Genomic DNA, 26,739 nt, shown 5'->3' with positions numbered 1-26,739 from the left:
GAATAACTGCCCTACTATAGGCGCATAGGCATTACGACATATACAGCATTACTACCTTCTTCCGCTTCAACTAAAGCAGAACTGTTAGAATCAGACAAAGTAAACTTCACATTGTCAGACTGCAATACATTGACGACATCTTGTAAATAGCTAACGTTAAAGCCAATCTCTAAGCTATCTCCGGCGTAGTCTACAGTCACCTGTTCTTCAGCTTCTTCCTGCTCTGGGTTATTCGCTGTAATGGTTAGCTGCCCATCACTAAGTAGCAGGCGCACACCTCTATATTTCTCATTAGACAAAATAGCAGTTCGGGCAAATGCTTGTTTAAGCTCAGCGCGTTCACCGATAACAGTCTTGTTACCATTCTTTGGCAGCACACGCTCGTAATCTGGGAATTTACCGTCAACCAGTTTAGACGTAAATGTATAAAACTCAGTGATAGCTCGAACGTGATTACTTCCCAAGCTAACCGTAACCTCTTCACTACAGTCGTCCAATAGACGGGACAGCTCTACGACACCTTTACGTGGCAAAATCGCATGTTTATTTTCAGGACAACTGATAGCGATATCTTCGGTACTCATTGCCAAACGGTGACCGTCCGTAGCTACAAAACGAAGCTTACCTTCACTAACTTCCCACAGCATACCGTTTAGATAATAACGAACATCTTGCTGTGCCATTGCAAAGCCTGTGCTATCGATCAAAGTTTTAATGATTGACTGGGCACAGGTAAACTGAAGATCCTGTGCTGAATCCTCCACATTGGGGAAATCATTAGCTGGCAGTGTCGCCAGGCTAAAGCGGCTGCGACCGCTTTTAACGATGACTTTTTGGCCATCTTCAATAAAATCGATTAATGCACCATCGGGCAAGGAACGGCAGATATCGAACAGCTTTCGGGCTGGAACAGTAATCTGACCGGATTCGCCAGCTTGTTCAAGCTGTACACGGCCAACTATTTCAACTTCTAAATCAGTACCGGTAAGAGATAACTGATCACCTTCTAAAACTACCAATACATTAGCCAAGACAGGCAAGGTTTGCCTGCGCTCCACAACACCAGCAACTAATTGAAGAGGTTTTAAAAGAGCATCTCGAGAGATAGAAAATTTCATCAATTTATCCCAAATCCTAATGGTTTTATATTAGTTTTATCTTATATAATATACTATGTATTACGTCGTTAAAGAGCGCAGTAGGTTTTTTACATCTTCACGAATATCCGCGTCTTCTTCTCTTAACTCTTTAATTTTACGGCAGGCATGCAACACAGTGGTGTGATCCCTACCGCCAAATGAATCTCCGATTTCTGGCAAGCTGTGATTAGTTAGCTCTTTAGCCAAAGCCATGGCAACTTGTCTAGGGCGAGCTACGGAACGGCTGCGCCTTTTTGATAATAAGTCTGCAACTTTGATTTTATAGTATTCCGCCACAACACGCTGGATATTATCAATACCAACCTGTTTATCTTGCAGTGCCAATAGATCTTTTAGAGCCTCTCTAACCAAAGGTACATCGATATCTCTGCCGGTAAACTGCGCATTTGCAATTACGCGCTTCAATGCACCTTCCAGCTCACGTACGTTTGATCGAATTCGTTGTGCAATAAAGAAAGCAGCGTCATTAGGCAATAACATATTCGACTGGGCTGCTTTCTTCATAAGAATCGCAACTCGTGTTTCCAGTTCAGGTGGCTCAACAGATACTGTTAAGCCCCAGCCGAAGCGACTCTTAAGTCGTTCCTCTAAGCCCTGAATCTCTTTTGGATAGCGGTCGCAAGTCAAAATAATTTGCTGACCACCTTCTAGCAAGGCATTGAAAGTGTGAAAAAACTCTTCCTGTGATCGCTCTTTACCTGCGAAAAATTGAATATCGTCAATCAACAAAGCATCCACTGAGCGATAGAAGCGTTTAAAGTCATTGATGGCATTAAGTTGTAATGCCTTTACCATATCAGCAACAAAACGCTCAGAGTGCAGATACACAACCTTTGCATGTGGGTTTTGCTCGACTAAGTGATGACCTACTGCATGCATCAAGTGAGTTTTACCCAAACCCACACCGCCATAGATAAATAGGGGGTTGTATGAACCGCCTGGATTTTCCGCAACTTGTCTTGCAGCCGCCAAACCAAGCTGATTGGACTTACCTTCCACGAAACTCTTAAAGGTAAAGCCAGCATTCAGATAAGTACGATGCTTAAGGCCACCTTCGACCTCAATATCGCTATTAGGCTTGATAATCTCAGGGACACTCTCTACTTGCTTGAGAGACTGGCTATCTTTAATAGTTAAGGCTGAATTGGGAAAACCTCCCCCAGAACTGCTAAGTTGACTAATTGGAGCGCCCATAGAAGATGAATGCGCGGCCCCCACATTGTTATCGGTACCAGCCAACTCTAATTGCTGAGTAGGTTCAGGCTCCTGCTGATAAGCAGAAGCACTAGAGCTAACCGGCACAGGGTTCATAGTTGGCGTCGCAATTGCCGTGGGGATAGGCTCGGGGCTTGAGCGATGGTTACGCCTTTGAAAGCGACTAGCTTGTCGGTTAGCTACGATCACGCTAACACTTATTCGCATTCCATCTGAATATTCGTTGGCCAACTCTATAATGCGAGACAGGTATTTGTCATTTACCCAATCATGAACAAATCGATTAGGCGCCAACAAGCAGAGGCCACCCGCCTCATCATTTTGCACCTGTAACGGCTTTATCCAAGTGTTAAATTGTTGTGCTGGCAGCTCTTGACTTAAACTGCTTAAGCATTTGTCCCAAATAAGGCCTGACAATGAATCCCCCAGTAAACCCGTAAGTCTAACCCTCTCTAAGCAATCGCAAACTACCAGAGAATAAAGCCATTAGCGCTTTGAAAATTTCAGCGCACTTATAGATTTCAAAATATGTATATATAGAAGGAAGACTTTATATCTACTGACAACAACCGTTATATAGATTGCTCTTTCCAACATCAGTTGAATGCAGATGTGTATAAGTATTCCAATACTCTCTGTGTTTGTTCAAATAACTAGAGTTAACCACAGCAATCCGCGTAGATTACATTATCAGAGAAAAGTTATCCACATAAAAGAAATCTATTTTATAGCACAATTTGAAAACCCCCACAGAATCAACAACTACCCTCAACTATTCAAAAACCCCTACACGAACAGCGCAAACAAACACCTGTGGATAAACCTGTTGAAAAACTGAATAAAGCCTGTACAAATATCGTTTAAAAGCCTGTACAAGCGGAAAAACTGATCATTTTCTAATTAAGCATTGCAATTTCTAGGAGTATCCATTAATATCGCGCCTCATTTTTCCACGAGCTCGGCTGTTCAATGGGTTTCAGTTAAGCTCTAAAGCCGACATGATTGAACACGGGTATTATCATGAAAAGAACATTTCAGCCAAGCGTATTGAAGCGCAAGCGCACTCACGGTTTCCGCTCTCGCATGGCGACCAAAAACGGTCGTAAATTGCTTGCTCGCCGTCGTAGCAAGGGCCGTAAAGTACTAGCTGCATAATCAGCTCAGATACTGCCCTGTAAACTGGAGTTTCCGCTTGTCGCAGCATTTAGGTTTTGATAAATCCCTGCGGCTGCTGAACTCCAGTGACTTTAAGCCTGTCTTTGACTCGCCTTCTTTTCGTGCTTCTCATCAGCACTTTCTTATTCTTGTCCGCAAGAACCAATTAGACCGCCCTCGGCTTGGCCTAGTAATCGCCAAAAAGAACGTGCGCAATGCCGTTGATCGCAACCGATTAAAACGTCTAATTAGAGAATCTTTTCGGCTTCAGCAACACCAATTACCGCCATTCGATGCTATAGTGCTCGCTCGCCGTGGCATGGACACATTGGACAATGCGGCGTTAACACGCCAGCTGAATAAGCAATGGCAAAAGCTGATTCGCAAAGCGACGAGTGAATAATGAAAGCACTGCTTTTAGGTTTGATAAAAATCTATCAATACCTTGCTAGCCCTTGGGTTGGCAACCAGTGCCGCTTTTATCCGACCTGCTCTCATTATGCGAAAGAAGCAATAGAAACCCATGGCAGTATAAAAGGTAGTTATCTTACCGTTCGCCGCTTAGCTAAATGCCATCCATGGCACCCTGGCGGCTTTGACTATGTGCCCGGTAAACCTTCAACTTCTCAAGACCAAGAATAGATATTATGGATTGGCAAAAGTATTTATTGATCATCGCAATGGCTGTGGTCTCTTATCTTTTGGTTCTGGAATGGAATGACTTCCAAGACCGCAAACAAGCAGCCAACAAGCCCGTAGCAGCCAGCCAAGAGACTTTGGCCTCGCCTGTTGCGGCCAGCGAAATACCAACTGCTGCACCTAGCAAACAAACTATAGCGAGTGACCTGCCCAGCACAGTTGCAGAACAAACCAGTGTAGAAACTCCAAGCAGCTCCCAGCTTATTCGTGTTAAGACCGATGCCCTCGATCTTATTATCGATACCCATGGTGGTGACATTGTTAAAGCCGCACTGCCACAACACTACGCTGAACTTAACCGTCCAGAACTGCCATTTGTTATCCTCAACCGCACTGCAGATAAAACCTATATTGCTCAGAGTGGCCTAATTGGACCAAACGCTACCGATACCGCTAAAGGTCGCCCAGTATTCCAAGCAAGCCAAAGCGAATATGAGTTATCCCCAGGCAAAGACAATCTCGCTGTAGATCTTGTCTTGCAACAAGGTGAGGTAACCATCACCAAGCGCTTTAATTTCACCCGTGGTGAAAACCTAATCAATATTGAGTATTTGATTGATAACAAAAGCAGCAGCAACTGGAAAGGTAACTTCTACGCTCAAATCAAGCGTGACCGATCTCCAGTGGCCACCGGTAGCAGCGCCATTGGTCTACAGCCTTATTTGGGGGCGGCCTTAACCACCCCAGATGAGAACTATAAAAAAGTTGATTTTGATGACCTAGATGAAGAATCACTAAAAGTAGAAATTGAAGGTGGCTGGGTTGCCATGGTTCAGCACTACTTTATTAGTGCTTGGGTTGCCGACAAAGAACAGAACAATACTTATACCTTGCGCCGAATTCGTAACAGCCAGATGTACACCTTTGGCTATACAGCTCCTCAAACACTTGTAGAGCCAGGTACATTAGGCGTAATCAACTCTCAGTTTTATGTGGGCCCTAAAGACGTTTACCGCTTAGAGGAAATTGCTCCGCACCTAGATTTAACCGTTGATTATGGTTGGCTCTGGTGGGTGGCAAAACCACTTTTCTATTTACTGACCTTGATTCAAGGTGTGGTGATTAACTGGGGTTGGTCGATTGTTGTTCTTACCATCTTAATTAAAGCTTTGTTCTTTAAACTGACCGCAACCAGCTATCGTAGCATGGCGAATTTGCGCAAGCTGCAACCTAAGATGCAACAATTAAAAGAGCTCTATGGCGACGATCGTCAAAAGATGTCCCAAGAAACCATGAAGCTCTACCAGAAAGAAAAGGTGAATCCCTTAGGTGGTTGTTTACCGATTCTAATTCAAATGCCTGTATTTATTGCTTTATATTGGGTGCTTTCAGAGTCTGTAGAATTACGCCACGCTCCGTTTATTTTGTGGATCGAAGATTTATCGGTGAAGGATCCTTACTTTATCTTGCCGCTGATAATGGGTGCGACCCAATGGTTTATGATGAAGATGAACCCAACTCCGCCGGATCCAATGCAAGCTAAGATAATGAGCTATATGCCGATTGTCTTTACCTTCTTATTTATGTGGTTCCCTGCGGGATTGGTATTGTACTGGGTGGTTAACAACACCATCTCGATGATTCAGCAGTACATCATCACCAAACAAATTGAAGCAGAAGCCTAAGCTTTTCGCTTTACGGAAAGGGGCTTAGAGCCCCTTTTTTTATAGAGTTTTTTTGGAAAAAAACAATGCAAGAGTCTTATCAATTTAGCGATACCATTGCAGCAATAGCGACAGCACCCGGACGAGGAGGTGTTGGAATTATTCGTGTCTCAGGTAAACATGCAGCACAAATAGCGAAACATATTTGTGCAAAAGAGCTAAGCCCAAGACATGCACATTACTGCGATTTTTTATCGAGCGAAGGTGAAGTTTTAGATTCCGGTATTGCACTGTTTTTTCCAAACCCCGATTCGTTTACCGGCGAAGATGTACTAGAACTGCAAGGTCACGGTGGCCCCGTTATTCTCGATTTACTGCTCGCTGAGGTTTGCAAACTCGGCGCTAGAATGGCTAAGCCTGGTGAGTTTTCAGAACGCGCTTTTATCAACGACAAAATGGATTTAGCCCAAGCCGAAGCGATCGCCGATTTAATTGAAGCGAGCTCTGCTCAAGCCGCTCGCAATGCTCTGCACTCTTTACAAGGTGTATTTTCAACACAAGTTCACGACTTAGTTGAAGCACTGATACGCTTACGCATTTATGTCGAAGCGGCCATCGATTTTCCAGAAGAAGAAATTGATTTTCTAAGCGATGGTAAAGTTGCTGGCGATTTACAGCAGCTACAAGAACAATTGGCAAAATTATTGGCCGATGCAAAACAAGGCGTTTTAGTGCGCGAAGGCATGAACGTAGTCATTGCAGGCAAACCCAACGCTGGTAAATCAAGCTTACTGAATGCCCTTGCAGGAACTGAAAAAGCCATTGTCACCGATATCGCCGGCACCACAAGGGATATTCTTCAGGAACAGATTCATATCGACGGTATGCCACTGCATATTATTGATACCGCCGGATTACGTGAAAGCCCCGATGAAGTTGAACGTATTGGCATAGAGCGAGCCTGGCAAGCTATCGAAAAAGCGGATCGTGTACTGCTCATGGTGGACGGCCAGGCCGTTGATACAGATTTTACCCCCTCTTCTATATGGCCAGAATTTACAGAAAAGCTACCCAACCCAAATCAGCTTACTGTGATCCTTAATAAAGCCGACTTAAGTGAGCATGGCGTAGGGGTGCTAAAAGAAGAAGGGGATAATAAACAATGCCTAGGGATTAGCGCCAAGACTGGAGCAGGCCTAGAAGAACTTAAACAGCATTTGAAATCCGTCATGGGCTATCAAGGCGCCAGCGAAGGAGGGTTTACCGCTCGTAGACGCCACTTAGATGCCATCGAAAGGGCACAAGAAGCCTTGGATAATGGCGCGCTACAACTACACGATATGGGCGCAGGCGAACTCCTAGCCGAAGACTTGCGCGCCGCGCAGGAATCCCTAGGTGAGATTACCGGAACATTTACACCGGATGAGCTTCTTGGGAGAATTTTCTCGAGCTTTTGTATTGGGAAATAGTAACCCCAGCTATTACAACCATACGGCTACCCTGTAGGCCTATTAGGCCTACATATCTACCCGTCTATTCGTTTGTAGACCATAGGTTTTTTTCGCCGCCAGCAAGCTTGTAGGTTCAGCTCATACAGGCTCTCAACTTTCGACCCACTTAAAACTTCCTTTTAACTTAAGGTCAAACCGTGCAGGCCAGCTGCAAAGCACAACAAGTAGTTGCCCTATAAACTCTTTATCAAGCTTACCCACCGCATTTTGTACTCAATCAAGCTATAACAAGCAGCAAAGTAGTCAGTATTGTATAGCTCATGCTGTACAGGGGCGTTTTCTATCTATTGGAGAGGTTTTTTGGGCTTTGCCAACGGCTGAGCGCCTGGATGGTGCGAGTCCAAAAGGAAGCGAGCTATCATAGGCTCTGCTTTTTACGTCTCCAGACCAATAAAATTTATAGCTAAATAACGCTAAAAAATCACCTAGTCATATCTGGCCAAAAAAAGTTATCCCAACTTACCCACAGATTTTTTGAATAACTACCGACACTTAGAAAGGCTTATCCACAATTACTCACAGCTTTGCCACATAAGTGCCTAATTTTGAAGGTTTTTTGTTCGATCATTAGAGTAATTTTGTCAAATGTGAATAACTCATAGCAGAAAGCGTGCTCTAGCTCGGCGCAAAAATGTGGATAACAGCAAATTGACCACAAGGTCCAAAGTTATCCAGAAATCATTCGACCTTAAAACAGAGCTTTTACCTATGCGAAATAAAGGGTTTTATACACCGTTATCAGAGCTGTAAGATGTTGATTTACTTAAGGTAAAACCGCTTATCCACAGAAAAACGCCTCACTATATATAACAACAAACATAATCTTCTTTATCTATTCATATATATAAATATTTATTTATCTACTTATATATTAATAATGAGATTTTAAATTAAAAAAAATGACTGATTAAATAATAAACAAGTTTTGAACTCTGCTAGAAAGATCCCTATAATGCCTGCCCTTTTTCTAACCCATGCCCAAAAGGCAAAGGCGATACCGTGGATTACAAGAAGACCTTTGATGTCATTATTATTGGTGGTGGACATGCCGGCACCGAAGCTGCCTTAGCAGCAGCTCGCATGGGTAGCTCTACCCTATTGTTGACCCACAATATTGATACCTTGGGGCAAATGTCTTGTAACCCAGCTATTGGCGGAATCGGTAAATCACACCTAGTAAAAGAAATCGATGCACTAGGTGGAGCAATGGCATTAGCCACAGACAGAGCAGGTATCCAGTACCGGGTTCTGAATAGTCGCAAAGGCCCCGCTGTTAGAGCGACTCGTGCACAAGCCGATAGAATTCTCTATAAAGCCGCGATTCGTGAAACCTTAGAAAACCAGGAAAACCTGCAAATATTCCAACAATCAGTTGATGACCTAATATTGCAAGGTGAAGAAGTCCGAGGGGTTGTTACCCAAATGGGCTTAAAGTTTTATGCCCCCGCGGTAGTGTTAACCGCTGGGACCTTCTTAGGTGGCAAAATCCATATTGGATTAGAAAATCATTCGGGGGGGCGAGCTGGTGACCCGCCATCTATAGCCCTGGCGGATAGATTAAGAGAACTGCCTCTACGAGTTGAAAGACTTAAAACTGGAACCCCGCCAAGAATCGATGCTCGCAGCGTTAACTTTGAAGGCTTAGCTGAGCAATGGGGTGATAATCCTGCACCGATCATGTCCTATATGGGCAAAGCCGAAGATAAACCCGCGCAAACTTGTTGCTGGATAACCCATACCAACAGCAAAACCCATGACATTATCATGTCCGGTCTAGACAGATCGCCGCTATATACAGGAGTGATCGACGGCGTTGGCCCACGATATTGCCCATCTGTTGAAGATAAAGTTAAGCGCTTTGCCGATAAAGACTCCCACCAGGTATTTATCGAGCCCGAAGGCCTTACCACCCATGAGTTATACCCAAATGGTATCTCCACTAGCTTGCCTTTTGATGTTCAGCTGGATCTAGTGCATTCCATTAAAGGCTTTGAACAAGCTCATATTACCCGCCCAGGTTATGCCATCGAATACGATTTCTTTAACCCGCAGGATTTGCAATACAGCCTAGAAACCAAACACATCAAAGGTTTGTTTTTCGCCGGTCAAATTAACGGCACCACGGGTTATGAAGAAGCCGGGGCTCAAGGTCTATTGGCCGGCAGCAATGCGGCGCTATTGGCACAAGGCAAAGCGGCGTGGCATCCGCGCCGAGACGAAGCTTATCTTGGTGTTTTGATCGATGACTTGATTACCCTTGGTACTCAAGAGCCGTACCGTATGTTTACCAGCCGTGCCGAATACCGTTTGCTACTGCGAGAAGATAATGCCGATGCTCGCTTGACTGAGCAAGGACACAAACTTGGATTGGTTGATGATAATCGCTGGCAGCACTTTTGCGATAAGCAAGAAGCTATCGCTCAAGAAGAGCAACGTTTAAAAAGCACTTGGGTTCAGGCCGGTAGTGATGAGGCGAAGCAACTGGAGCCCAAGTTGAAGTCACCATTGGGGCGCGAGTACAGTTTGATGGATTTATTGCGCCGGCCTGAGTTGGAATATGGCGATATTGCCGAGTTGCCTTACGAGAAGCCCGATATTGCTACGGAAGTATCCGAGCAGGTGCAGATCAGTGCGAAATACGCTGGGTACATTGAGCGCCAGTTGGTAGATATCGAAAAATTACGCCAAAACGAAAATACCTTGATTCCTACGGATTTCCCTTATGATTCAGTAGAAGGCTTATCCAATGAAGTTAAGCAGAAATTGAAGGAATCATTGCCTGGCACTTTGGCTCAAGCTTCCAGAATACCTGGAGTGACCCCGGCTGCCGTTTCTCTGCTATTGGTTTATTTGAAGAAACATGGCTTATTGCGCAAGCAAAGTGCCTGATCTCGCCGCTAAAATCGAGGAAAATGGATAAAAATGTCCACGCAGCTACGCGATCGCTTGGAAACTGGAGTCACAAAGCTAGGTTTAGAACTAGATAGTGACCGCATTGATGGCTTATTAGCCTACATCCAGCTATTTGATAAGTGGAACAAGGCCTACAACTTGTCCGCCATCCGAAATATCGAAGATATGATCTCTCGGCATTTACTCGACAGTCTGGCAATCATGCCATTTGTAGAAGGCCAGAGATTAATCGATGTCGGTACTGGTGGCGGCTTGCCAGGAATCCCCATGGCGATCTGCCACCCTGAGCGCGATGTCCACTTGTTAGACAGCAATGGCAAGAAAACGCGCTTTTTGTTTCAGGTAAAGACTGAGTTGAAACTGGATAATGTTCAGGTCCACAACTGCCGCGTAGAGAGTTATCAGCCCCAAGAGCTGTTTGACGGAGTTATGAGTCGAGCCTTTGCCAGTTTAGAAGACATGACCCAAGGGTGTCGGCATCTGCTTAAGGAAAATGGCCGCTTTTGGGCTATGAAGGGAATTTATCCCACAGATGAATTGAAGCCGTTGCAAAAACACTATATCGTCGCTAACTCCCATGCATTAATGATTCCGGGTGAAGAAGGCGAGCGCCACCTACTGGAGATACACCCTCTTAAGTAGCGAGCTGTGCTATTGACCCGAATAGCGACAATACACTTGTTTGCGGCCTCTTACTTGCCGTGACAAGTCATAAGGATAACGACATTGAGCACCCAAGGCCCCTGCCACCTATACGCTATTGCTAATCAGAAAGGCGGTGTAGGTAAAACCACAACTACCGTAAACCTAGCCGCATCTTTGGTAGCAACCAAAAAGCAGGTGCTAATGGTGGATCTAGATCCGCAGGGCAATGCCACCATGGGCTCGGGGATCAACAAAAATGAGCTAGAGCTATCGGTTTATGATGTTCTAGTGGGAGAAGCCACCGCCAAAGAGGCGTTGGTGAAGTCCGAGGAAGGTGGCTACTCAGTCTTACCTGCCAATGGTGATCTAACAGCAGCAGAAGTAGAAATGCTGAGCTTGGATCAAAAAGAACGTCGCCTGCAATCAGCTTTGGAAAGCTTGAAGGATGATTTTGACTATATCTTAGTCGATTGCCCTCCTTCGTTGAATATGTTGACCTTGAATGCCCTAGTAGCCTGCCAAGGGGTAATAATCCCGATGCAGTGTGAATATTACGCACTTGAAGGTTTGTCGGCGCTTATCAGCACCATCAACCAGATTCAAAGTGCTCTTAACCCTGAGCTTCAGATAGAAGGCATATTGCGCACCATGTACGACCCTCGCAATAGCCTAACCAATGATGTATCGGCACAGCTGGCAGACTTCTTTGGTGATAAACTTTATCGTACCTGCGTACCTCGAAATGTACGCTTGGCTGAAGCCCCGAGCTTTGGCCAGCCGGTATTGGTCTATGATCGCCAGTCTAAGGGCGCAATCGCATACTTGGCTTTGGCAGGTGAGTTGATTCGACGGAATGAAATCAGCCAAAGAGAGTCGGCTGAAGTAACGGCTTAGCCCGAAACCTGAATAAACATAATTAGATAAAAACATTAAGATATTTGAGAAGTAGGAATCACAATGGCGGGGAAACGCAAAGGTTTAGGTAAAGGCTTGGATGCCCTATTGGGCAGTGGTGGTGCAAGCCAGGTCGAAAATGCTACACAAGCAATTGCAGCTGTTTCCTCTCCAGAGCCCGGCAAAGATGGCACTCTAACCGAAATACCCGTTGAGTTTATTCAACGCGGCAAGTACCAGCCGCGCCGAGATATGCACCCCGAAGCGCTCGAAGAGCTCAGTGAGTCGATTAAAGCTCAAGGGGTTATGCAGCCAATTGTTGTACGTCCGATAGATTCTGGTAACGACACCGTTAAATATGAAATTATTGCCGGTGAACGTCGTTGGAGAGCGACGCAATTAGCTGGTCTGGATAAGATCCCCGCTGTCATTCGAATAGTTGCTGATGAAGCTGCTATTGCAATGGCACTAATTGAGAACATCCAGCGTGAAGATCTAAATCCAATCGAAGAAGCTATCGCTCTAAAACGCCTTCAAGATGAGTTTGAGTTAACTCAGCAAGAAGTTGCCGCGGCGGTTGGTAAGTCACGCACTACAGTAACCAATCTACTGCGCTTAATCAGTTTATCTGATGAAGTAAAAAAGATGCTTGAGCATGGCGATCTAGAGATGGGACACGCCCGTGCACTACTTCCGCTGCCTAGTCATGAACAGAAAGATGTCGCCAGACAGGTAAGTTCTAAAGGATTATCTGTGCGTCAAACAGAAGCTTTGGTTAGACGTATTCAGCAGCTTGAGCAAAGTGATGACAAGTTTAAGGCGGACAAAACCATAGACCCTGATATTAAAAAGTTGCAGGATGGTTTGTCTGAGAAAATTGGCGTGCCGGTTATGGTTCAGCACGGTGCTAAAGGAAAAGGCAAGTTGGTATTAAGCTATTCTAGTCTCGATGAATTAGACGGAATATTAAATCACCTTAACTACGAAGCTTAATCTTTAATATCTCATTCTAATTTCTTATTTTTTCTCAATAACCGAGCCTTAAGTCCTACGGCTCGGTGTTTTAAGAGTCACTGCCTACCCTCCCACTTGATTGTTTGGCAATCTTGAGCAACTATAGTTTAAGCAATTAAAAATAATCCTGAGTCTTTACGATCAATTTCTATTGAATCAGCTAAGCGGTTCATTTTAGAAAAAGCTCTTCTACACTTAGACTTAAAGATGGTTGTTAATTTATCTGCCGTAGTTCAGTTCCTTAACTGGTGGCGCTAATACAACAATAATGCTGCTTTGTGAGGGATCTATGAACCAGTGGTTGTTACGACTGCTAATGGGCTTGTTGTTATTCTGCAGTAATAGCTTTGCGGATAATTCGCTGGATATACACTTCTACCAAAAACCACTTGATGAATTACGTGGACATGCCTATGACGTGGAAGAGGACAAAAATGGATATCTATGGATTTCAACTGCCTACGGTATTAAGCGTTATGACGGGCAGAGTCTTATTGACTTTATTCCTCCGGGAGCTGAAGACCTAAAATCACGACAAACTCATGAGTTAACGATCGTAGATAATAATCTATGGATAAGTACGACTATGGGGGTTGCTAGAGTTGATCTAGATAGTTATGAATATGTCCTAGTAGAGAAAGAAGATAAAAAACATACCATCAGCGACGATGTTATCTTAAACATGAAAAAAGATAATAGTGATCGCTTGTGGATGACCTCATATAACGGCGTTACCTTGTATGAGGCGGGTTTAGACCAATTCACACCATTCCCCATTAAGCATCCTGATATAGATTCAGCTAAAAAAATTATTACTACCAACATAGCTGATAATGATATTGGTGAAATCTGGGTGGGTAGTGCCTACGACGGTTTGTTTCTACTTAACCCCTTAACTGGAGAGTTCAATAGATACTTAGCTGAATATATTGATAACAATGGGGTTAAATTCAAATTCACTAAGACAGACAAAATTAGCGATTTGTATGTAACGAAAGATGGCCTATTGCTTGTCAGTGTGCAAGACAAACTCGTTAGTATTTCAGGGAAAGAAATAACGGCTGTCAGAGACTTTGAATATAAAGGCGAAACTTTAACCCCCAATATTATTCAAGAAGATCATAAATCTAATGTTTGGCTTACATTTAAAAGTCGAGGGCTGGCCAAGTTAACTGGCGATCAAACAGAATACCTAGTTGAAGCCGTCGATCAACATGGTTTACCCAACAAAAAAATTTACAACTTCACTAAAGATAGGCTTGGTAATCTAATAGCTATCTACATTGATGAATATCCAAGGTTCTACAATTTAATTAATGATGAATTTGAAAAAATAAATTTATCGAGCGATAGATTCAATAAGGCCATAGATGGAATTATAGGTCAAAACGGTAGTTCAATTTATGCCTATAGCAATAATACGATTGTAAAGATAAATACTGAAAGTGAAGAGCTAACTTATGTCTATCAGGGAAACAAAGAAGTTGGTGATGCCGTTTATATAAACGAAAAAGAGATTTGGGCTATTGTTGGACGTGAGTTAATAAAACTAAACCCTGAAACTGGAAAAACCACAACGGTATCAAGCCGTATAAATTATTTAGAGCATCATCCTGAGCTTGGTGTCTTTGGAATTATGGTTAGATCTTATTATTTGATAAATAATAAAACAGGCGAGGCTAGAAAGTTCGATCTACCTAATCCGGACAGTTCAATATCGAAGCCCTACTCAGATCCTAGTACCGGGATATGGTTTGTAGCTAGTAATAATATATACTTTTTAAACAAAAATGGACGATTAAAGTCCATACCCTATCAAAGCGAGTACAGTTATTCAGGTGCTCCTATTATTTATCGTGACGGAGTGCTTTGGGTATTTGGTAATAATGGTTTTGAAAAAATCATATTATCTACACGATCGGAAACTTATGAAGTGATAGGTTCTGAAAAATTTCCAATTTTAAAAAACAATGTTATTGGCTCTGCGGTTCTCGCAACAGATTTTATTTGGTTTTCTAGTTTAGATGGAAAAAGTTTATTTAAGCTAGATATAGAATCTAATCACTACAAATCCATAGGAGCAAAGTCAGGGCTCTTAGGTGGAAACCCTATTGGAAGTATCGCATATATTGGGGAGAATCTACTTTTAACTCAAGGTGAATCAATTTATCGAATTAGTGAGCAAACTAAGAAGCTCTCGATCGAAAACCTTCCTTTAAAGGTAAGCAGCATTGTTGTTCAAAATAATCAACAAATAGAAAACTATATCTACGACACCAGAAAAAAATTAATCCTCGAACCTGAAGATAAGTTTATCACTATAAATTTCTCGGATAATAGTATTGAAAACTTAGGTGCTCTAGGTGTACAGCTGAAGTTAGAAGGCCGAGATGAGGATTGGCATAACGCTGCTGGCAACTACGCTATTTATTCGGCGCTAAGTCCTGGTGAATATACCTTCAAGTTAAGGTCGAAGTTTTTACAGCAAGCAGAGTATCAACTAGATATAGAAGTGATCCCGCCTTGGTGGAGATCTTATTGGGCGTACGCTATCTACTCTTTAATGGTTATTTTAGCACTGGGCTTATATTACTATTTATGGCTGCAAAAAAACAAAATCAAAAAGGAGTCATATAATAAGATTAAAATTTATGCGCAAGGTTTTGAGCATGCAGCAGAGGGTTTCTGTGTTGTTGATCAGCATGGAAATATTCAGGCTAAGAATCTAGCTTTTGATAGTATCACCAGGCCCGGAGTAGAAAGTTTATTGGAGCTTAGGCCTCGTAGTTATGATTCAAGTTACTTTGGACAACTGTGGAAGCAGCTTATTGAAACTGGGCATTGGTTTGGCCAGACCCATATTAGGGGACGCTACGAAGAGGAGGTGGCAATCGAGTGTGTCGCCAGTAAAGTCGATCAAGACAACGAACTTGAAAATCGATATGTTCTTCTAATTAGCGACATCACCCTAAAATTGCGCCAGGAAGAGGAGCTTCGTAGATTGGCCAACTACGATAGATTAACAGGCTTGGCTAATCGGAATTTATTTAATGACAATCTAAAGCAAGCGGTAAAAAATGCCGATCATTTAACTTTCAGCAAATTTGCGCTGTTTGTTATAGGTATTGATAGATTTAAGTGGATAAACGACAGCTTTGGCCATGAGTTCGGAGATGACCTCCTTAAATCTACCAGTGAGAGAATTAATTCCTGTATTCGAGAGCAAGATTCTATTGCCCGTTTAGGGGGGGATGAGTTTTGTGTTATTTTGGAAAATATTGAGGATGTTACACGATTGGCTCAACTGGCGAAAAAAATCATAGAAGTTGTTGAGCTGCCAATAAAAACGCAAGAAGAAAACGTAAGTGTAACAGTAAGCATTGGGGTTAGTATTTATAAAACTGACTCCCTCAATCCTGAAACATTACTCAGTCAAGCGAATGCTGCATTGAAATCCGCGAAAGAAGATGGCGGTGGTAAGTTTCAGTTTTACACAGAAAGTATGAATTCTAAACTTCAGAATCATATACGCCTTGAGAGTGATATGCGCAAGGCGGTTAAAAATTCTGAGTTTATATCTTACTTTCAACCTAAGGTGTGCTTAAAGAGCGGAAAAGTAATAGGGGCGGAAGCTTTAGTTCGCTGGCGCAGGGACAAACAAAAAATACAGTCGCCAGATAGCTTTATCGAAACGGCGGAGAAGTCTGGTGTAATAAATAAAATTGGTAGTTTGGTTTTAAGGGATGTTTGTTTACAGCTTCAAAGTTGGTGGGAAATCGGAGTAAAAATACCTGTTGCAGTAAATCTGTCTGCTCAGCAAATTATTCAAGACAACTTTGTTGATATGATTGAAGAGATTATATCGCAATACGATTTTGACCGTTATCTCTTAGAGTTTGAGATAACTGAACACCTATTAATGAATGATCGAGAGAAATCCATCGCTGTGCTGAAGCTACTACGTGATAAGGGACATTCAATTTATATAGACGACTTTGGTACAGGCTACTCTTCACTATCTTACTTGGCTGATTTTCCAATTGACTACCTAAAGATAGATCAAGTTTTTATTAAAGACCTCTTAGTTGATGATCGTAAAAAAAGTATTGTTCATACCATTGTTGAGTTAGCTAATAACTTGAGTCTTAAAGTGGTAGCTGAAGGTGTTGAAGAGAAAGAGGTTCACCAGTATCTCAAAGAACTGGGCTGTCAATTTGCACAGGGGTTTTACTACTGCCATCCATTATCAGCTAAGGACTTAATGGAAACCGACCTTTTTGTAACGTCTTTTGGCCTTAGTAATACAGAACCAAATGATGCCTGAAAATGATCAGGTGGTGTGCCCCCCTAATGCGAATTGTGCAAATACGATGTGACCCCATGATGTGATCCCATAAGTAAGCTCTATTCAGGCTATCAGCAGATGGAAACGGCTTAACATCCAACATAACTTGTTAGAGCTTGAGATCACTCGGAAGCGAATTCTGAAAAAGGCCAGGGACGACCACCATGAGTCGGTCGGAGCGGCGGGCATTGGGGTATAAAATCTATATTGACGGTTTTGGCACTGGGTATCCTCCCCTTCCCTATCTAGCCAAGCTGCCCATGAAATGGGTAAAGATCGATCGCTTTTTTATCAAGCGTATTCCCCGTGACGGTGTTATTTGCACACAGTGGAAGCTGAAGAGATTGAATCCTTCGTAAGCTGTGCTGCATCAGCCTGTGGTTTGCCATATTGGCCAAAGGTTTCTGTAAGGCAGGCCTGTGCCAGCTAAGGCGTTTTTGTTGCAGTATTTGCTAAGAGCTGGGCGTGAGAAGAGATTTAGTCGGTATTTGCTTTAGATAATAACGCTACAAGCAATATAATTTATATGAATATTCTGAATACAGTAAGCTGAATTGCTGGGTGTTTTTTGAACGCGGTTTCCAGCCCTATGGTTTTGCTGATTAGTAAGTGTTTACATATCTGCAAATTGCCAATTTTAGGGGATTTTAGTGTCTTGAATGCAAAGTCTCTTAACACTATAATGCGCGACGCCTAACTGCGCCCAAAATAAGCGCAGATACAGGCATATTCGGTGCTTAATGTGGGGCTTATTGGAAAACGGCGTTGCCATCATGCATAGCAATACCATCGATAAACCCGCAATTTTGCGTGTGATGCTACAGCTTTTCCTGCTTAGTGGGGTGGTTTCCCTACTGGTATATGGAATTCGCCCTATTTTGGGGCAGTCCATCATGGCAGGTGCTTGTCTCTATATCATCCCGCAAAGCTATTTTGCCCTATATGCCTTTCGCTTCCGTGGCGCCCGAGCCAGTCGTTTGATTGCTCAATCGTTTTATCGGGGCGAAGTAGGCAAGTATGTATTAACTTTGGTTGGCTTCGCCTGTCTGTTTAACAGCCCGGTAAGCTGGTCAATCGCCACAGTATTCTTAGCCTACGGGCTTTGTTTAGTGCTGGGCAATATTTTACAAAACCGGGTAATTAACCAGGTGCGTTGGTAAGACGAGGCAAAAGCCTCGGTTAGAAGTTCTAAAAGCGCTTTTAAGCTCAAGAGTGTTTTTACAACTTCTATCTTTTAGCTTTTAAATTTAAGGTGCTTGAGACATGGCAAGCGAAGGTCAAACTTCAACGGAATATATCCAACACCACCTGCAAAACCTTGCTTATGGCAAGCTAGAGGCCGGCTACACCCGCGCTGATGGCTCTGTGGTTACCCAGGATACTTGGACTATTGCGCATTCTGCCCAAGAGGCAGCAGATATGGGTTTTTGGGCGATCCACCTAGATACTTTAGGTTGGTCAATTGCTCTAGCTCTGATTCTAGGTTTTGTATTCCGCAAGGCAATTGCGGGTGCGAATACCGGCACACCAAAAGGTGTTCAAAGCTTCGTCGAGCTTATCGTCGATTTTGTTAACAACACCGTTACCGATATTTTCCATCATAAAAACCGCGTGATTGCCCCGATGGCATTAACCATCTTTACTTGGGTATTCATGATGAACTTGATGGATTTGATCCCAGTTGACTGGTTGCCACAAGTGGCTGCCGCAGCCGCTGGCGACCCGCACTTCTACTTCAAAGTCGTACCGACTACCGATCCAAATGCCACCATGGGTATGGCCCTAACGGTATTTGCTCTGATGGTGTTCTACAGCATTACCCAAAAAGGCTTTATCGGCTTTGTTAAAGAATTAACTATGCACCCTTTTGCACCACCGACTAAAGGTGCGGCAATTGTGTTAGCGCCGTTGATGATTGCCATCAACTTTATTCTAGAAACCGTTTCTTTGATTGCTAAGCCTATCTCTCTTGGCTTGCGTCTATTCGGAAACATGTATGCCGGTGAGATGATCTTTATCTTGATCGCATTAATGTTTGGTGCCGGCGCGCTAATGGCAGGTATGGGCTTCTTCTTACAAATGGGTTGGGCAATTTTCCACATCTTGGTAATTACCCTTCAGGCTTTTGTATTCATGGTTTTGACCATCGTATACATGGCCATGGCTCACGATGTAGAAGAACACTAAGCATTAAAAAGAATTCAGCGCAGCGCCTTGGCGATGCGCTAATAATTTAAACCTAAACTTTTAATTTTAAACTTAACTACTCTCTTAAGGAGAAAACAATGGAAGCACTTGGTTTAGTATATGTTGCAGCAGCTCTGTTGATCGGCTTGGGCGCTTTGGGTACCGCTATCGGTTTCGGTACTTTGGGTGGCAAGTTGCTTGAAGGTTCTGCGCGTCAGCCTGAGCAAGGTCCTGCTCTACAAGGTAAAATGTTCCTAATGGCTGGTCTATTGGATGCGGTTCCAATGATCGGTGTTGGTATCGGCATGTACCTGATCTTCGTTGTTGCTCCAGGTTTGGCTGCTTAATTCACCGCTTTTTGCTGAATTTAACTTTAACTAAGCAAGAGGTGTTAGTGTGAATATCAACCTAACTCTGATTGGTCAATCGGTAACTTTCATTGCGTTCATTTGGTTCTGCATGAAGTTCGTATGGCCTGCGCTAATTTCCGTAATGGAAGAGCGCGAAAAGAAAATCGCCGACGGCCTAGAAGCTGCTGATCGTGCGGACAAAGATCTAGAACTGGCTCAGAAAAAAGCCGGTGAAACTTTGACCGAAGCGAAGCAACAAGCCGCGGAAATTATTGAGCAAGCTAACAAGCGTGCTAACCAAATTGTTGATGAAGCCAAAGATCAAGCGCGCGCTGAAGGCGATCGTTTGAAAGTGGCTGCTCAAGCTGAGATCGAACAGGAAGCCAATCGCGCGAAAGAAGAATTGCGTGCGAAGGTTGCTACCTTGGCCTTGGCCGGTGCTGAAAAAGTACTGGGCAATACTATCGATGCGAACGCACACAACGACTTGGTAGACAAGTTGGCGGCAGAGCTTTAAGCGAGGATTATCATGGCTGAACTAATAACGTTAGCCAGACCATACGCCAAAGCTGTATTCGAATTTGCCGATGCGGCAGGTGACTTGGCCACTTGGTCAAACACTTTAGCCGTATCCGCAGCGGTGGCCCAAGAAGGTGCCATGCAAAAAACCCTGGCAAACCCAAGCCTAACTGCAGCACAAAAAGCAGAAGCTTTTGTGAATGTATGTGGTGACGCTATTTCTGAGAAAGCGGCAAATCTTTTGCGTGTTTTATCAGACAATAAGCGTTTGGAGCTTTTGCCGCAGATTGCTGTTCTGTTTGAACAGTTCAAATCTCAAAGGGAAAAAGCAGTCGACGTTCACGTCGAAACCGCTTTCGAACTGTCTGGCGACTTGGAAGCAAAATTGGCGAAAGCATTGAGTGCCAAACTGGACCGCGAAGTCACTGTACAAAGCTCTGTTGATCAGGGTCTTTTGGGCGGTGTTGTGGTACGCGCCGGCGATACAGTAATCGATGGTTCGGTGCGAGGCCGTTTGGCTAAGCTGGCCGAAGCAATGAACTCCTAACACGTTTTAGGAATAGAGGAACAGAGCATGCAGCAACTGAATCCTTCTGAAATCAGTGAAATTATTAAGCAGCGAATCGACAATCTCGACGTTGCAACTGAAGCACAGAACGAAGGTACTGTAGTTTCCGTAACCGACGGTATCATCCGCATCCACGGCCTAGCCGATGTGATGTACGGTGAGATGATCGAGTTCGAAGGCGGCATCTACGGTATGGCATTGAACCTGGAGCAAGACTCCGTTGGTGCCGTAATCTTGGGCGCCTATGAAGGCGTTGCCGAAGGGCAAAAATGTAAGTGTACTGGCCGTATCTTGGAAGTACCTGTTGGTAAAGAGTTGCTAGGCCGCGTAGTTGACGCGCTAGGTAACCCAATCGACGGTAAAGGTCCATTAGGTAACAGCATCACTGAGCCGGTTGAAAAAATCGCGCCTGGCGTAATTGAGCGTCAATCAGTAGATGAGCCTGTACAGTTTGGTTTGAAAGCGGTTGACTCCATGGTACCCGTGGGTCGTGGTCAGCGTGAGTTGATCATTGGTGACCGTCAGACCGGTAAAACCGCCATTGCCGTTGATGCCATCATCAACCAGAAAGGCAAAGGTATTAAGTGTGTTTACGTAGCCGTTGGCCAGAAAGCTTCTTCGGTAGCTTCTGTAGTACGTAAGTTAGAAGAGCACGGCGCAATGGAGCACACCATTGTTGTTGCCGCTACCGCTTCTGACCCAGCTGCGATGCAGTTTTTGGCACCTTTCGGTGGTTGTTCAATGGGTGAATACTTCCGCGATCGCGGTGAAGATGCCCTAATCGTATATGATGATTTGACCAAGCAGGCTTGGGCCTACCGTCAGATCTCTTTGTTGCTACGTCGTCCACCAGGTCGTGAAGCTTATCCTGGTGACGTTTTCTACTTGCACTCACGTTTGCTAGAGCGCGCATCTCGCGTTAACGCTGACTACGTAGAAAAGTTCACCAATGGTGAAGTGAAAGGTCAAACCGGTTCTTTAACCGCACTGCCTATCATTGAAACCCAAGCTGGTGACGTATCGGCATTCGTACCTACCAACGTAATTTCGATTACTGACGGTCAGATCTTCTTGGAAACTGACTTGTTCAACGCCGGTATCCGTCCTGCGATGAACGCTGGTGTATCGGTATCTCGTGTTGGTGGTTCTGCACAGACTAAAGTGATCAAGAAGCTATCTGGTGGTATTCGTACTGCTTTGGCTCAGTATCGTGAATTGGCGGCGTTCTCTCAGTTCGCTTCTGACCTAGACGACGCTACTAAAGCCCAGCTAGATCACGGTGAGCGCGTAACCGAGCTGATGAAGCAGAAGCAGTACTCTCCTCTGTCTATCGCAGAGATGGGTGTTGTACTTTACGCTGCTAACGAAGGCTACTTGAACGATGTTGCTGTGAACAAAATCGGCGACTTCGAAGCCTCTTTGCTGTCCTACATGGGCGCAGAGCACGCTGACCTAATGAACAAGATCAACGATACCGGTGATTTCAATGGCGAAATCGAAGGCGGCTTTAAAGCAGCTTTGGATAAGTTCAAAGAAACTCAAACCTGGTAAATTAATCATGCCTTCAGTGGCCTAGGCTAACTGGAGGCTTTGTTCGAGGGCCGGTTATGGCAGGCGGAAAAGAAATACGTACTCAAATATCGAGTATTAAATCTACGCAGAAAATTACCAGCGCCATGGAAATGGTTGCGGCGAGTAAGATGCGTAAAGCCCAAGACCGCATGCAGTTAGGCAAACCTTACGCTCAGCGTATTCGTGACGTTGTTGGCCATATCGCCAACTCAACGCCTGAATATAAGCACACCTATATGGAAGAGCGTGAAGTTAAGCGGGTTGGATATATTTTAGTGTCCACCGACCGTGGCCTTTGTGGTGGCTTAAACATTAATTTGTTTAAAGCTTCTATTAAGTCCATGAAAGAGTGGGCCGACTTGGATGTGGGTATCAACCTGTGTTTGATCGGTGCTAAAGCCCAAGCATTCTTTAACAGCTATGGTGGTAATGTCGTTGCAGCAGTGCGCGACTTAGGTGAAGACCCAGCCATCGCCGATTTGATCGGTAGCGTTAAAACAATGCTCGATGCTTTCGCCGATGGCAAGATCGACAAGCTCTACTTAGTAGGTAATGAGTTCGTAAATACCATGACTCAAAACCCAACAGTTCAGCAGTTGTTGCCATTACAAGCGCAAGAAGACACCGAGAAAAAACATGCTTGGGATTACATCTACGAGCCAGATGCACGTGAACTACTAGACGGTCTATTGACCCGTTATGTTGAGTCTCAGGTCTATCAGGCGGTAGTAGAAAATGGTGCTTGTGAACAAGCTTCTCGTATGATCGCAATGAAGAACGCCACCGATAATGCCGGTGACCTTATTGATGATCTTGAGTTGGTTTACAACAAGGCTCGTCAAGCCGCCATTACCCAAGAGTTGTCTGAAATTGTGAGCGGTGCCGCGGCTGTATAAGCCGAAGCATCCAAGGAATTATTTTTTAAAGAGGATCCGGAAATGAGTAGCGGACGTATCGTACAAATTATTGGCGCCGTTATTGACGTGGAATTTCCCCGTGATTCCGTACCTAAGGTTTACGACGCACTGACCGTTGCTGAAAAGGGTTTAACCCTTGAAGTTCAGCAGCAGCTAGGTGACGGCGTGGTACGTGCAATCGCCATGGGCTCATCAGAAGGTTTGAGCCGTGGTTTAAGCGTTGATAACACCAGTGCCCCTATCTCTGTACCTGTAGGTACTGAGACTTTGGGTCGTATTATGGATGTATTGGGCAACCCTATCGATGAGTGTGGCCCAATCGGTGAAAAAGAGCGTAGTGCTATCCACCGTAAAGCTCCAGCTTACGATGAGTTGTCAGCCTCTAGCGATTTGCTAGAAACTGGTATTAAAGTAATCGACTTAGTATGCCCATTCGCTAAGGGTGGTAAAGTTGGTCTATTCGGTGGTGCGGGTGTAGGTAAAACCGTAAACATGATGGAATTGATCAACAACATCGCATTGGAGCACAGTGGTTTGTCTGTGTTCGCAGGTGTTGGTGAGCGTACTCGTGAAGGTAACGATTTCTACTACGAGATGCAGGAGTCTGGCGTTGTAAACGTTGAAGACCAGAGCAAATCTAAAGTAGCGATGGTTTACGGCCAGATGAATGAGCCACCAGGAAACCGCTTGCGTGTTGCCTTGACTGGTTTGACCATGGCAGAGAAATTCCGTGACGAAGGTAAAGACGTACTGTTGTTCGTTGACAACATTTACCGTTACACCCTTGCGGGTACTGAAGTATCTGCACTATTGGGTCGTATGCCTTCTGCGGTAGGTTATCAGCCAACTCTAGCTGAAGAAATGGGTGCTCTACAGGAGCGTATTACTTCAACTAAGACTGGTTCTATTACCTCGGTACAGGCGGTATACGTACCTGCGGATGACTTGACTGACCCGTCTCCAGCAACCACCTTTGCGCACTTGGATTCAACTGTTGTATTGAGTCGTGATATTGCTTCTAAGGGTATTTACCCTGCGATCGATCCACTAGACTCTACTTCACGTCAGTTGGACCCACTGATCATTGGTCAAGAGCACTACGACGTAGCTCGTGGCGTACAGACTGTATTGCAGCGCTATAAAGAGTTGAAAGACATCATTGCGATCTTGGGTATGGACGAACTATCTGAAGAAGATAAGTTGACTGTATCTCGTGCTCGTAAGATTGAGCGTTTCTTGTCTCAGCCTTTCCACGTAGCTGAAGTATTTACCGGTGCACCTGGTAAGTACGTACCATTGAAAGAAACCATTCGTGGCTTCACTGGTCTTCTAGGTGGTGAGTACGACGATCTGCCTGAGCAGGCGTTCTACATGGTTGGTTCTATCGACGAAGCTATCGAGAAAGCCAAAAACATGTAATGGGCTTGGGAGTTAGAGAATGCTCTAGCTCCCTACCATACACCCGAAAGAGGCTAGAACAATGGCAATGACTGTCCACTGCGAAATTGCAAGTGCAGAAGAGCAGCTCTACTCCGGTTTAGTAGAAATGGTAATTGCTGCAGGTACAGAAGGTGATATCGGTGTTGCTTATGGCCACGCCCCATTACTGACGTCCCTACAGCCAGGCCCAATCCGCATCATCAAGCAAGGTGGTGAGGAAGAGATCTACTACATCTCCGGTGGCTATTTGGAAGTGCAAGCCAGCCAAGTATCTGTATTGGCCGATACGGCTTTGCGTGCTGATGATATGGATGAATCCAAAGCATTAGCAGCGCAAAAAGAAGCTCAGCAAGCACTGACTAATCAGTCTGGTGAGTTTGATTACTCGGCGGCAGCCGTACAGTTGGCGGAAGCCTCTGCACAGCTTCGCACCTTGCAGGCTATTCGCAAAAAACTGGGTAAATAAGCTCTATTTGCCCAGAGTTAAAAAAGCAGCTTCGGCTGCTTTTTTTTCCTCTGTAAGTTGAGTATTTATTGGCATTAAACTGTCAAACTCTCCGTGTACTGTAAACTGTTGCGGTAACTGCTTAAAAACTTAGTTCCAAATGAATTGGCGCTAAGGCAAAACAACAAGGATCCCCTATGTTATTAGACATCGTAATTCTCGCGGCCGGTAAAGGGACACGGATGAAGTCCAGCCTGCCGAAGGTGTTGCACAAGGTTGGCGGTCACAGCCTACTTTCTCATGTACTGGGTGCAGCGAAGGCGCTTGAGTCCGACAATATCAATATTATTATTGGTCACGGCGCAGAAATTGTTAGAAGTGAGTTTAGCGAAGAGCCGGTTAACTTTATTGAGCAAACCGAGCAGCTAGGTACTGGCCACGCCGTACAACAAGCCCTGCCCTATCTACGAGACAATGCGACAGCATTAGTTCTTTATGGTGATGTCCCATTAACACCTACAGCGACTTTAAGAGAGTTACTAGAGCAAGTTCGAGAAGACGCGATGTCTCTACTCACTGTAGAGCTTGATGACCCAACGGGTTATGGTCGCATACTTCGTAATGCCCAGGGTAATGCCAGTGCCATCGTAGAGCAAAAAGACGCCAGTAAAGATCAATTGGCAATTTGCGAAGTCAATACGGGTATTATGGCAGTACCTACAGCACTGCTTAAAGAATGGTTACCAAACCTTTCCAATGAAAACGCCCAAGGTGAGTACTATCTTACTGATGTTGTTGAAATGGCGAGCAGCAATCATATCGACATTAATATCGTCCAAGCCGACGACGAGATGGATGTGCTGGGTGTTAATAACCGCGTGCAGCAAGCAGAGTTAGAGCGCTACTATCAGTCTGTACAAGCGATGATCCTTTTAGAAGAAGGCGTAAGCTTATTAGATCCAGATCGTTTTGATTGCCGCGGTGAGTTAAGTGCAGGAAGCGATGTTACGATTGATGTTAACTGCGTCTTTGAAGGCATCGTAGAAATTGGGAATAACGTTTATATCGGCCCAAACTGTGTTATCACTGACAGTAAAATTGGCGACAACACAACGATTAAAGCCAATAGTGTTTTAGAAGACACCGTGATTGCCGGTGATTCAGACATCGGCCCATTCGCTCGATTACGTCCTGGCACAGAGCTAGGCAAAGGCGCGAAAATTGGTAATTTTGTAGAGACCAAAAAAGCCAAGGTTGGTGAAGGTTCTAAAATTAATCATTTAAGCTACGTTGGCGATGCAGAGCTAGGGACTGGCGTTAATGTAGGTGCCGGTACGATTACCTGTAACTATGATGGCGTGAACAAATCAAAAACTACTATTGGTGATGGTGCTTTTATTGGTTCCAATACATCTTTGGTAGCACCTGTAACCGTTGCTAGCGAAGCTACTGTGGGGGCTGGCTCAACCGTAGCGAAAGACGTTGCAGAAGGTGAACTTGCTGTTGCTAGAGCCAAGCAAAGAAATATAGCTAACTGGCAGAAGCCTGTTAAAAAGTAAGCGCCAGGGATAACGGCGTACTTCAAA

General features: G+C 44.4%; 23 protein-coding genes. 21 read left to right on the top strand and 2 right to left on the bottom strand.

From position 1 onward, the window contains the following. Positions 1 to 14 precede the first annotated feature (14 nt). Together dnaN and dnaA are read right to left on the bottom strand one after the other, a co-directional pair. Positions 15 to 1,118 (bottom strand): DNA polymerase III subunit beta, encoded by a 1,104-nt coding sequence (gene dnaN / locus Q1A41_RS13845; protein WP_299980155.1) that lies wholly within the window; start codon positions 1,116 to 1,118, stop codon positions 15 to 17. A 60-nt stretch (positions 1,119 to 1,178) separates the two neighbouring features. Further along, complete coding sequence (gene dnaA, locus Q1A41_RS13840) at positions 1,179 to 2,792, bottom strand: chromosomal replication initiator protein DnaA (RefSeq protein ID WP_299980152.1); 1,614 nt, start codon at positions 2,790 to 2,792, stop codon at positions 1,179 to 1,181. 603 nt (positions 2,793 to 3,395) lie between these two features. Here dnaA and rpmH point away from each other — a divergent pair. From rpmH to glmU, 21 genes are all read left to right on the top strand, one after another. Then, positions 3,396 to 3,530: a 50S ribosomal protein L34 gene (gene rpmH / locus Q1A41_RS13835; RefSeq protein ID WP_166851970.1), complete on the top strand. Its 135-nt coding sequence runs from the start codon at positions 3,396 to 3,398 to the stop codon at positions 3,528 to 3,530. A gap of 37 nt (positions 3,531 to 3,567) precedes the next feature. Continuing rightward, positions 3,568 to 3,933, top strand: coding sequence for a ribonuclease P protein component (gene rnpA, locus Q1A41_RS13830; RefSeq protein ID WP_299980149.1), 366 nt, complete (start codon positions 3,568 to 3,570; stop codon positions 3,931 to 3,933). After that, complete coding sequence (gene yidD, locus Q1A41_RS13825; protein ID WP_299770713.1) at positions 3,933 to 4,172, top strand: membrane protein insertion efficiency factor YidD; 240 nt, start codon at positions 3,933 to 3,935, stop codon at positions 4,170 to 4,172. The genes rnpA and yidD overlap by 1 nt, the downstream gene beginning before the upstream one ends. Positions 4,173 to 4,177: 5 nt before the next feature. Continuing rightward, complete coding sequence (gene yidC / locus Q1A41_RS13820) at positions 4,178 to 5,854, top strand: membrane protein insertase YidC (protein ID WP_299980146.1); 1,677 nt, start codon at positions 4,178 to 4,180, stop codon at positions 5,852 to 5,854. Between the two features lie 65 nt (positions 5,855 to 5,919). After that, positions 5,920 to 7,302 (top strand): tRNA uridine-5-carboxymethylaminomethyl(34) synthesis GTPase MnmE, encoded by a 1,383-nt coding sequence (gene mnmE, locus Q1A41_RS13815; RefSeq protein ID WP_299980142.1) that lies wholly within the window; start codon positions 5,920 to 5,922, stop codon positions 7,300 to 7,302. 1,041 nt (positions 7,303 to 8,343) lie between these two features. After that, complete coding sequence (gene mnmG / locus Q1A41_RS13810; RefSeq protein WP_299980138.1) at positions 8,344 to 10,233, top strand: tRNA uridine-5-carboxymethylaminomethyl(34) synthesis enzyme MnmG; 1,890 nt, start codon at positions 8,344 to 8,346, stop codon at positions 10,231 to 10,233. Between the two features lie 33 nt (positions 10,234 to 10,266). Then, positions 10,267 to 10,899 carry a 16S rRNA (guanine(527)-N(7))-methyltransferase RsmG gene (gene rsmG / locus Q1A41_RS13805; RefSeq protein WP_299980135.1) on the top strand — a complete coding sequence of 211 codons (633 nt, stop codon included), beginning with the start codon at positions 10,267 to 10,269 and terminating at the stop codon, positions 10,897 to 10,899. Positions 10,900 to 10,983: 84 nt separating this feature from the next. Further along, on the top strand, positions 10,984 to 11,796 hold the full coding sequence (locus Q1A41_RS13800; protein ID WP_299980131.1) for a ParA family protein: 813 nt from the start codon (positions 10,984 to 10,986) through the stop codon (positions 11,794 to 11,796). A gap of 63 nt (positions 11,797 to 11,859) precedes the next feature. Next, positions 11,860 to 12,789 carry a ParB/RepB/Spo0J family partition protein gene (locus Q1A41_RS13795; protein WP_299980128.1) on the top strand — a complete coding sequence of 310 codons (930 nt, stop codon included), beginning with the start codon at positions 11,860 to 11,862 and terminating at the stop codon, positions 12,787 to 12,789. Between the two features lie 310 nt (positions 12,790 to 13,099). Next, on the top strand, positions 13,100 to 17,134 hold the full coding sequence (locus Q1A41_RS13790) for an EAL domain-containing protein (protein ID WP_299980124.1): 4,035 nt from the start codon (positions 13,100 to 13,102) through the stop codon (positions 17,132 to 17,134). A gap of 185 nt (positions 17,135 to 17,319) precedes the next feature. After that, positions 17,320 to 17,514: an EAL domain-containing protein gene (locus Q1A41_RS20400; protein ID WP_363322399.1), complete on the top strand. Its 195-nt coding sequence runs from the start codon at positions 17,320 to 17,322 to the stop codon at positions 17,512 to 17,514. A gap of 381 nt (positions 17,515 to 17,895) precedes the next feature. Further along, positions 17,896 to 18,315, top strand: a complete 420-nt coding sequence (locus Q1A41_RS13785) for an ATP synthase subunit I (RefSeq protein ID WP_299980121.1) — start codon at positions 17,896 to 17,898, stop codon at positions 18,313 to 18,315. Positions 18,316 to 18,418: 103 nt separating this feature from the next. Next, a complete protein-coding gene (gene atpB, locus Q1A41_RS13780; protein WP_299980118.1) occupies positions 18,419 to 19,342 on the top strand; it encodes a F0F1 ATP synthase subunit A in 924 nt (307 codons plus the stop codon). Between the two features lie 98 nt (positions 19,343 to 19,440). After that, on the top strand, positions 19,441 to 19,689 hold the full coding sequence (gene atpE / locus Q1A41_RS13775; protein WP_166851939.1) for a F0F1 ATP synthase subunit C: 249 nt from the start codon (positions 19,441 to 19,443) through the stop codon (positions 19,687 to 19,689). Positions 19,690 to 19,738: 49 nt separating this feature from the next. Further along, on the top strand, positions 19,739 to 20,209 hold the full coding sequence (locus Q1A41_RS13770; RefSeq protein WP_299770688.1) for a F0F1 ATP synthase subunit B: 471 nt from the start codon (positions 19,739 to 19,741) through the stop codon (positions 20,207 to 20,209). Between the two features lie 12 nt (positions 20,210 to 20,221). Next, entirely contained in the window at positions 20,222 to 20,758 is a 537-nt protein-coding gene (locus Q1A41_RS13765; RefSeq protein ID WP_299980115.1) for a F0F1 ATP synthase subunit delta, read from the top strand. A gap of 27 nt (positions 20,759 to 20,785) precedes the next feature. Continuing rightward, positions 20,786 to 22,330: a F0F1 ATP synthase subunit alpha gene (atpA, locus tag Q1A41_RS13760; RefSeq protein ID WP_299770683.1), complete on the top strand. Its 1,545-nt coding sequence runs from the start codon at positions 20,786 to 20,788 to the stop codon at positions 22,328 to 22,330. A gap of 56 nt (positions 22,331 to 22,386) precedes the next feature. Further along, positions 22,387 to 23,247 carry a F0F1 ATP synthase subunit gamma gene (atpG, locus tag Q1A41_RS13755; protein WP_299980112.1) on the top strand — a complete coding sequence of 287 codons (861 nt, stop codon included), beginning with the start codon at positions 22,387 to 22,389 and terminating at the stop codon, positions 23,245 to 23,247. 42 nt (positions 23,248 to 23,289) lie between these two features. Beyond that, positions 23,290 to 24,687 (top strand): F0F1 ATP synthase subunit beta, encoded by a 1,398-nt coding sequence (gene atpD / locus Q1A41_RS13750; RefSeq protein ID WP_299770679.1) that lies wholly within the window; start codon positions 23,290 to 23,292, stop codon positions 24,685 to 24,687. A 61-nt stretch (positions 24,688 to 24,748) separates the two neighbouring features. Continuing rightward, the gene (locus Q1A41_RS13745) at positions 24,749 to 25,174 is read left to right on the top strand and encodes a F0F1 ATP synthase subunit epsilon (protein ID WP_299770677.1); all 426 of its coding nucleotides are present in this window, start codon (positions 24,749 to 24,751) and stop codon (positions 25,172 to 25,174) included. A gap of 176 nt (positions 25,175 to 25,350) precedes the next feature. Beyond that, positions 25,351 to 26,712, top strand: coding sequence for a bifunctional UDP-N-acetylglucosamine diphosphorylase/glucosamine-1-phosphate N-acetyltransferase GlmU (glmU, locus tag Q1A41_RS13740; RefSeq protein WP_299980109.1), 1,362 nt, complete (start codon positions 25,351 to 25,353; stop codon positions 26,710 to 26,712). Positions 26,713 to 26,739 lie beyond the last annotated feature (27 nt).

It is taken from the genome of uncultured Pseudoteredinibacter sp., from assembly GCF_947502065.1.
Lineage (GTDB): Bacteria > Pseudomonadota > Gammaproteobacteria > Pseudomonadales > Cellvibrionaceae > Pseudoteredinibacter.
This window is presented reverse-complemented; position numbering and strand designations above follow the sequence as displayed.

Bases quoted from the DNA above. Each gene is read 5' to 3' on its own strand.
- Q1A41_RS20400 (WP_363322399.1), top strand. From the start codon at position 17,320: ATGAGTCGGTCGGAGCGGCGGGCATTGGGGTATAAAATCTATATTGAC.
- glmU (WP_299980109.1), top strand. From the start codon at position 25,351: ATGTTATTAGACATCGTAATTCTCGCGGCCGGTAAAGGGACACGGATG.
- atpA (WP_299770683.1), top strand. From the start codon at position 20,786: ATGCAGCAACTGAATCCTTCTGAAATCAGTGAAATTATTAAGCAGCGA.
- rpmH (WP_166851970.1), top strand. From the start codon at position 3,396: ATGAAAAGAACATTTCAGCCAAGCGTATTGAAGCGCAAGCGCACTCAC.
- atpD (WP_299770679.1), top strand. From the start codon at position 23,290: ATGAGTAGCGGACGTATCGTACAAATTATTGGCGCCGTTATTGACGTG.
- atpB (WP_299980118.1), top strand. From the start codon at position 18,419: ATGGCAAGCGAAGGTCAAACTTCAACGGAATATATCCAACACCACCTG.
- Q1A41_RS13745 (WP_299770677.1), top strand. From the start codon at position 24,749: ATGGCAATGACTGTCCACTGCGAAATTGCAAGTGCAGAAGAGCAGCTC.
- rsmG (WP_299980135.1), top strand. From the start codon at position 10,267: ATGTCCACGCAGCTACGCGATCGCTTGGAAACTGGAGTCACAAAGCTA.
- Q1A41_RS13765 (WP_299980115.1), top strand. From the start codon at position 20,222: ATGGCTGAACTAATAACGTTAGCCAGACCATACGCCAAAGCTGTATTC.
- atpG (WP_299980112.1), top strand. From the start codon at position 22,387: ATGGCAGGCGGAAAAGAAATACGTACTCAAATATCGAGTATTAAATCT.
- dnaN (WP_299980155.1), bottom strand. From the start codon at position 1,118: ATGAAATTTTCTATCTCTCGAGATGCTCTTTTAAAACCTCTTCAATTA.
- Q1A41_RS13785 (WP_299980121.1), top strand. From the start codon at position 17,896: ATGTGGGGCTTATTGGAAAACGGCGTTGCCATCATGCATAGCAATACC.
- mnmE (WP_299980142.1), top strand. From the start codon at position 5,920: ATGCAAGAGTCTTATCAATTTAGCGATACCATTGCAGCAATAGCGACA.
- yidD (WP_299770713.1), top strand. From the start codon at position 3,933: ATGAAAGCACTGCTTTTAGGTTTGATAAAAATCTATCAATACCTTGCT.
- Q1A41_RS13795 (WP_299980128.1), top strand. From the start codon at position 11,860: ATGGCGGGGAAACGCAAAGGTTTAGGTAAAGGCTTGGATGCCCTATTG.
- atpE (WP_166851939.1), top strand. From the start codon at position 19,441: ATGGAAGCACTTGGTTTAGTATATGTTGCAGCAGCTCTGTTGATCGGC.
- Q1A41_RS13790 (WP_299980124.1), top strand. From the start codon at position 13,100: ATGAACCAGTGGTTGTTACGACTGCTAATGGGCTTGTTGTTATTCTGC.
- yidC (WP_299980146.1), top strand. From the start codon at position 4,178: ATGGATTGGCAAAAGTATTTATTGATCATCGCAATGGCTGTGGTCTCT.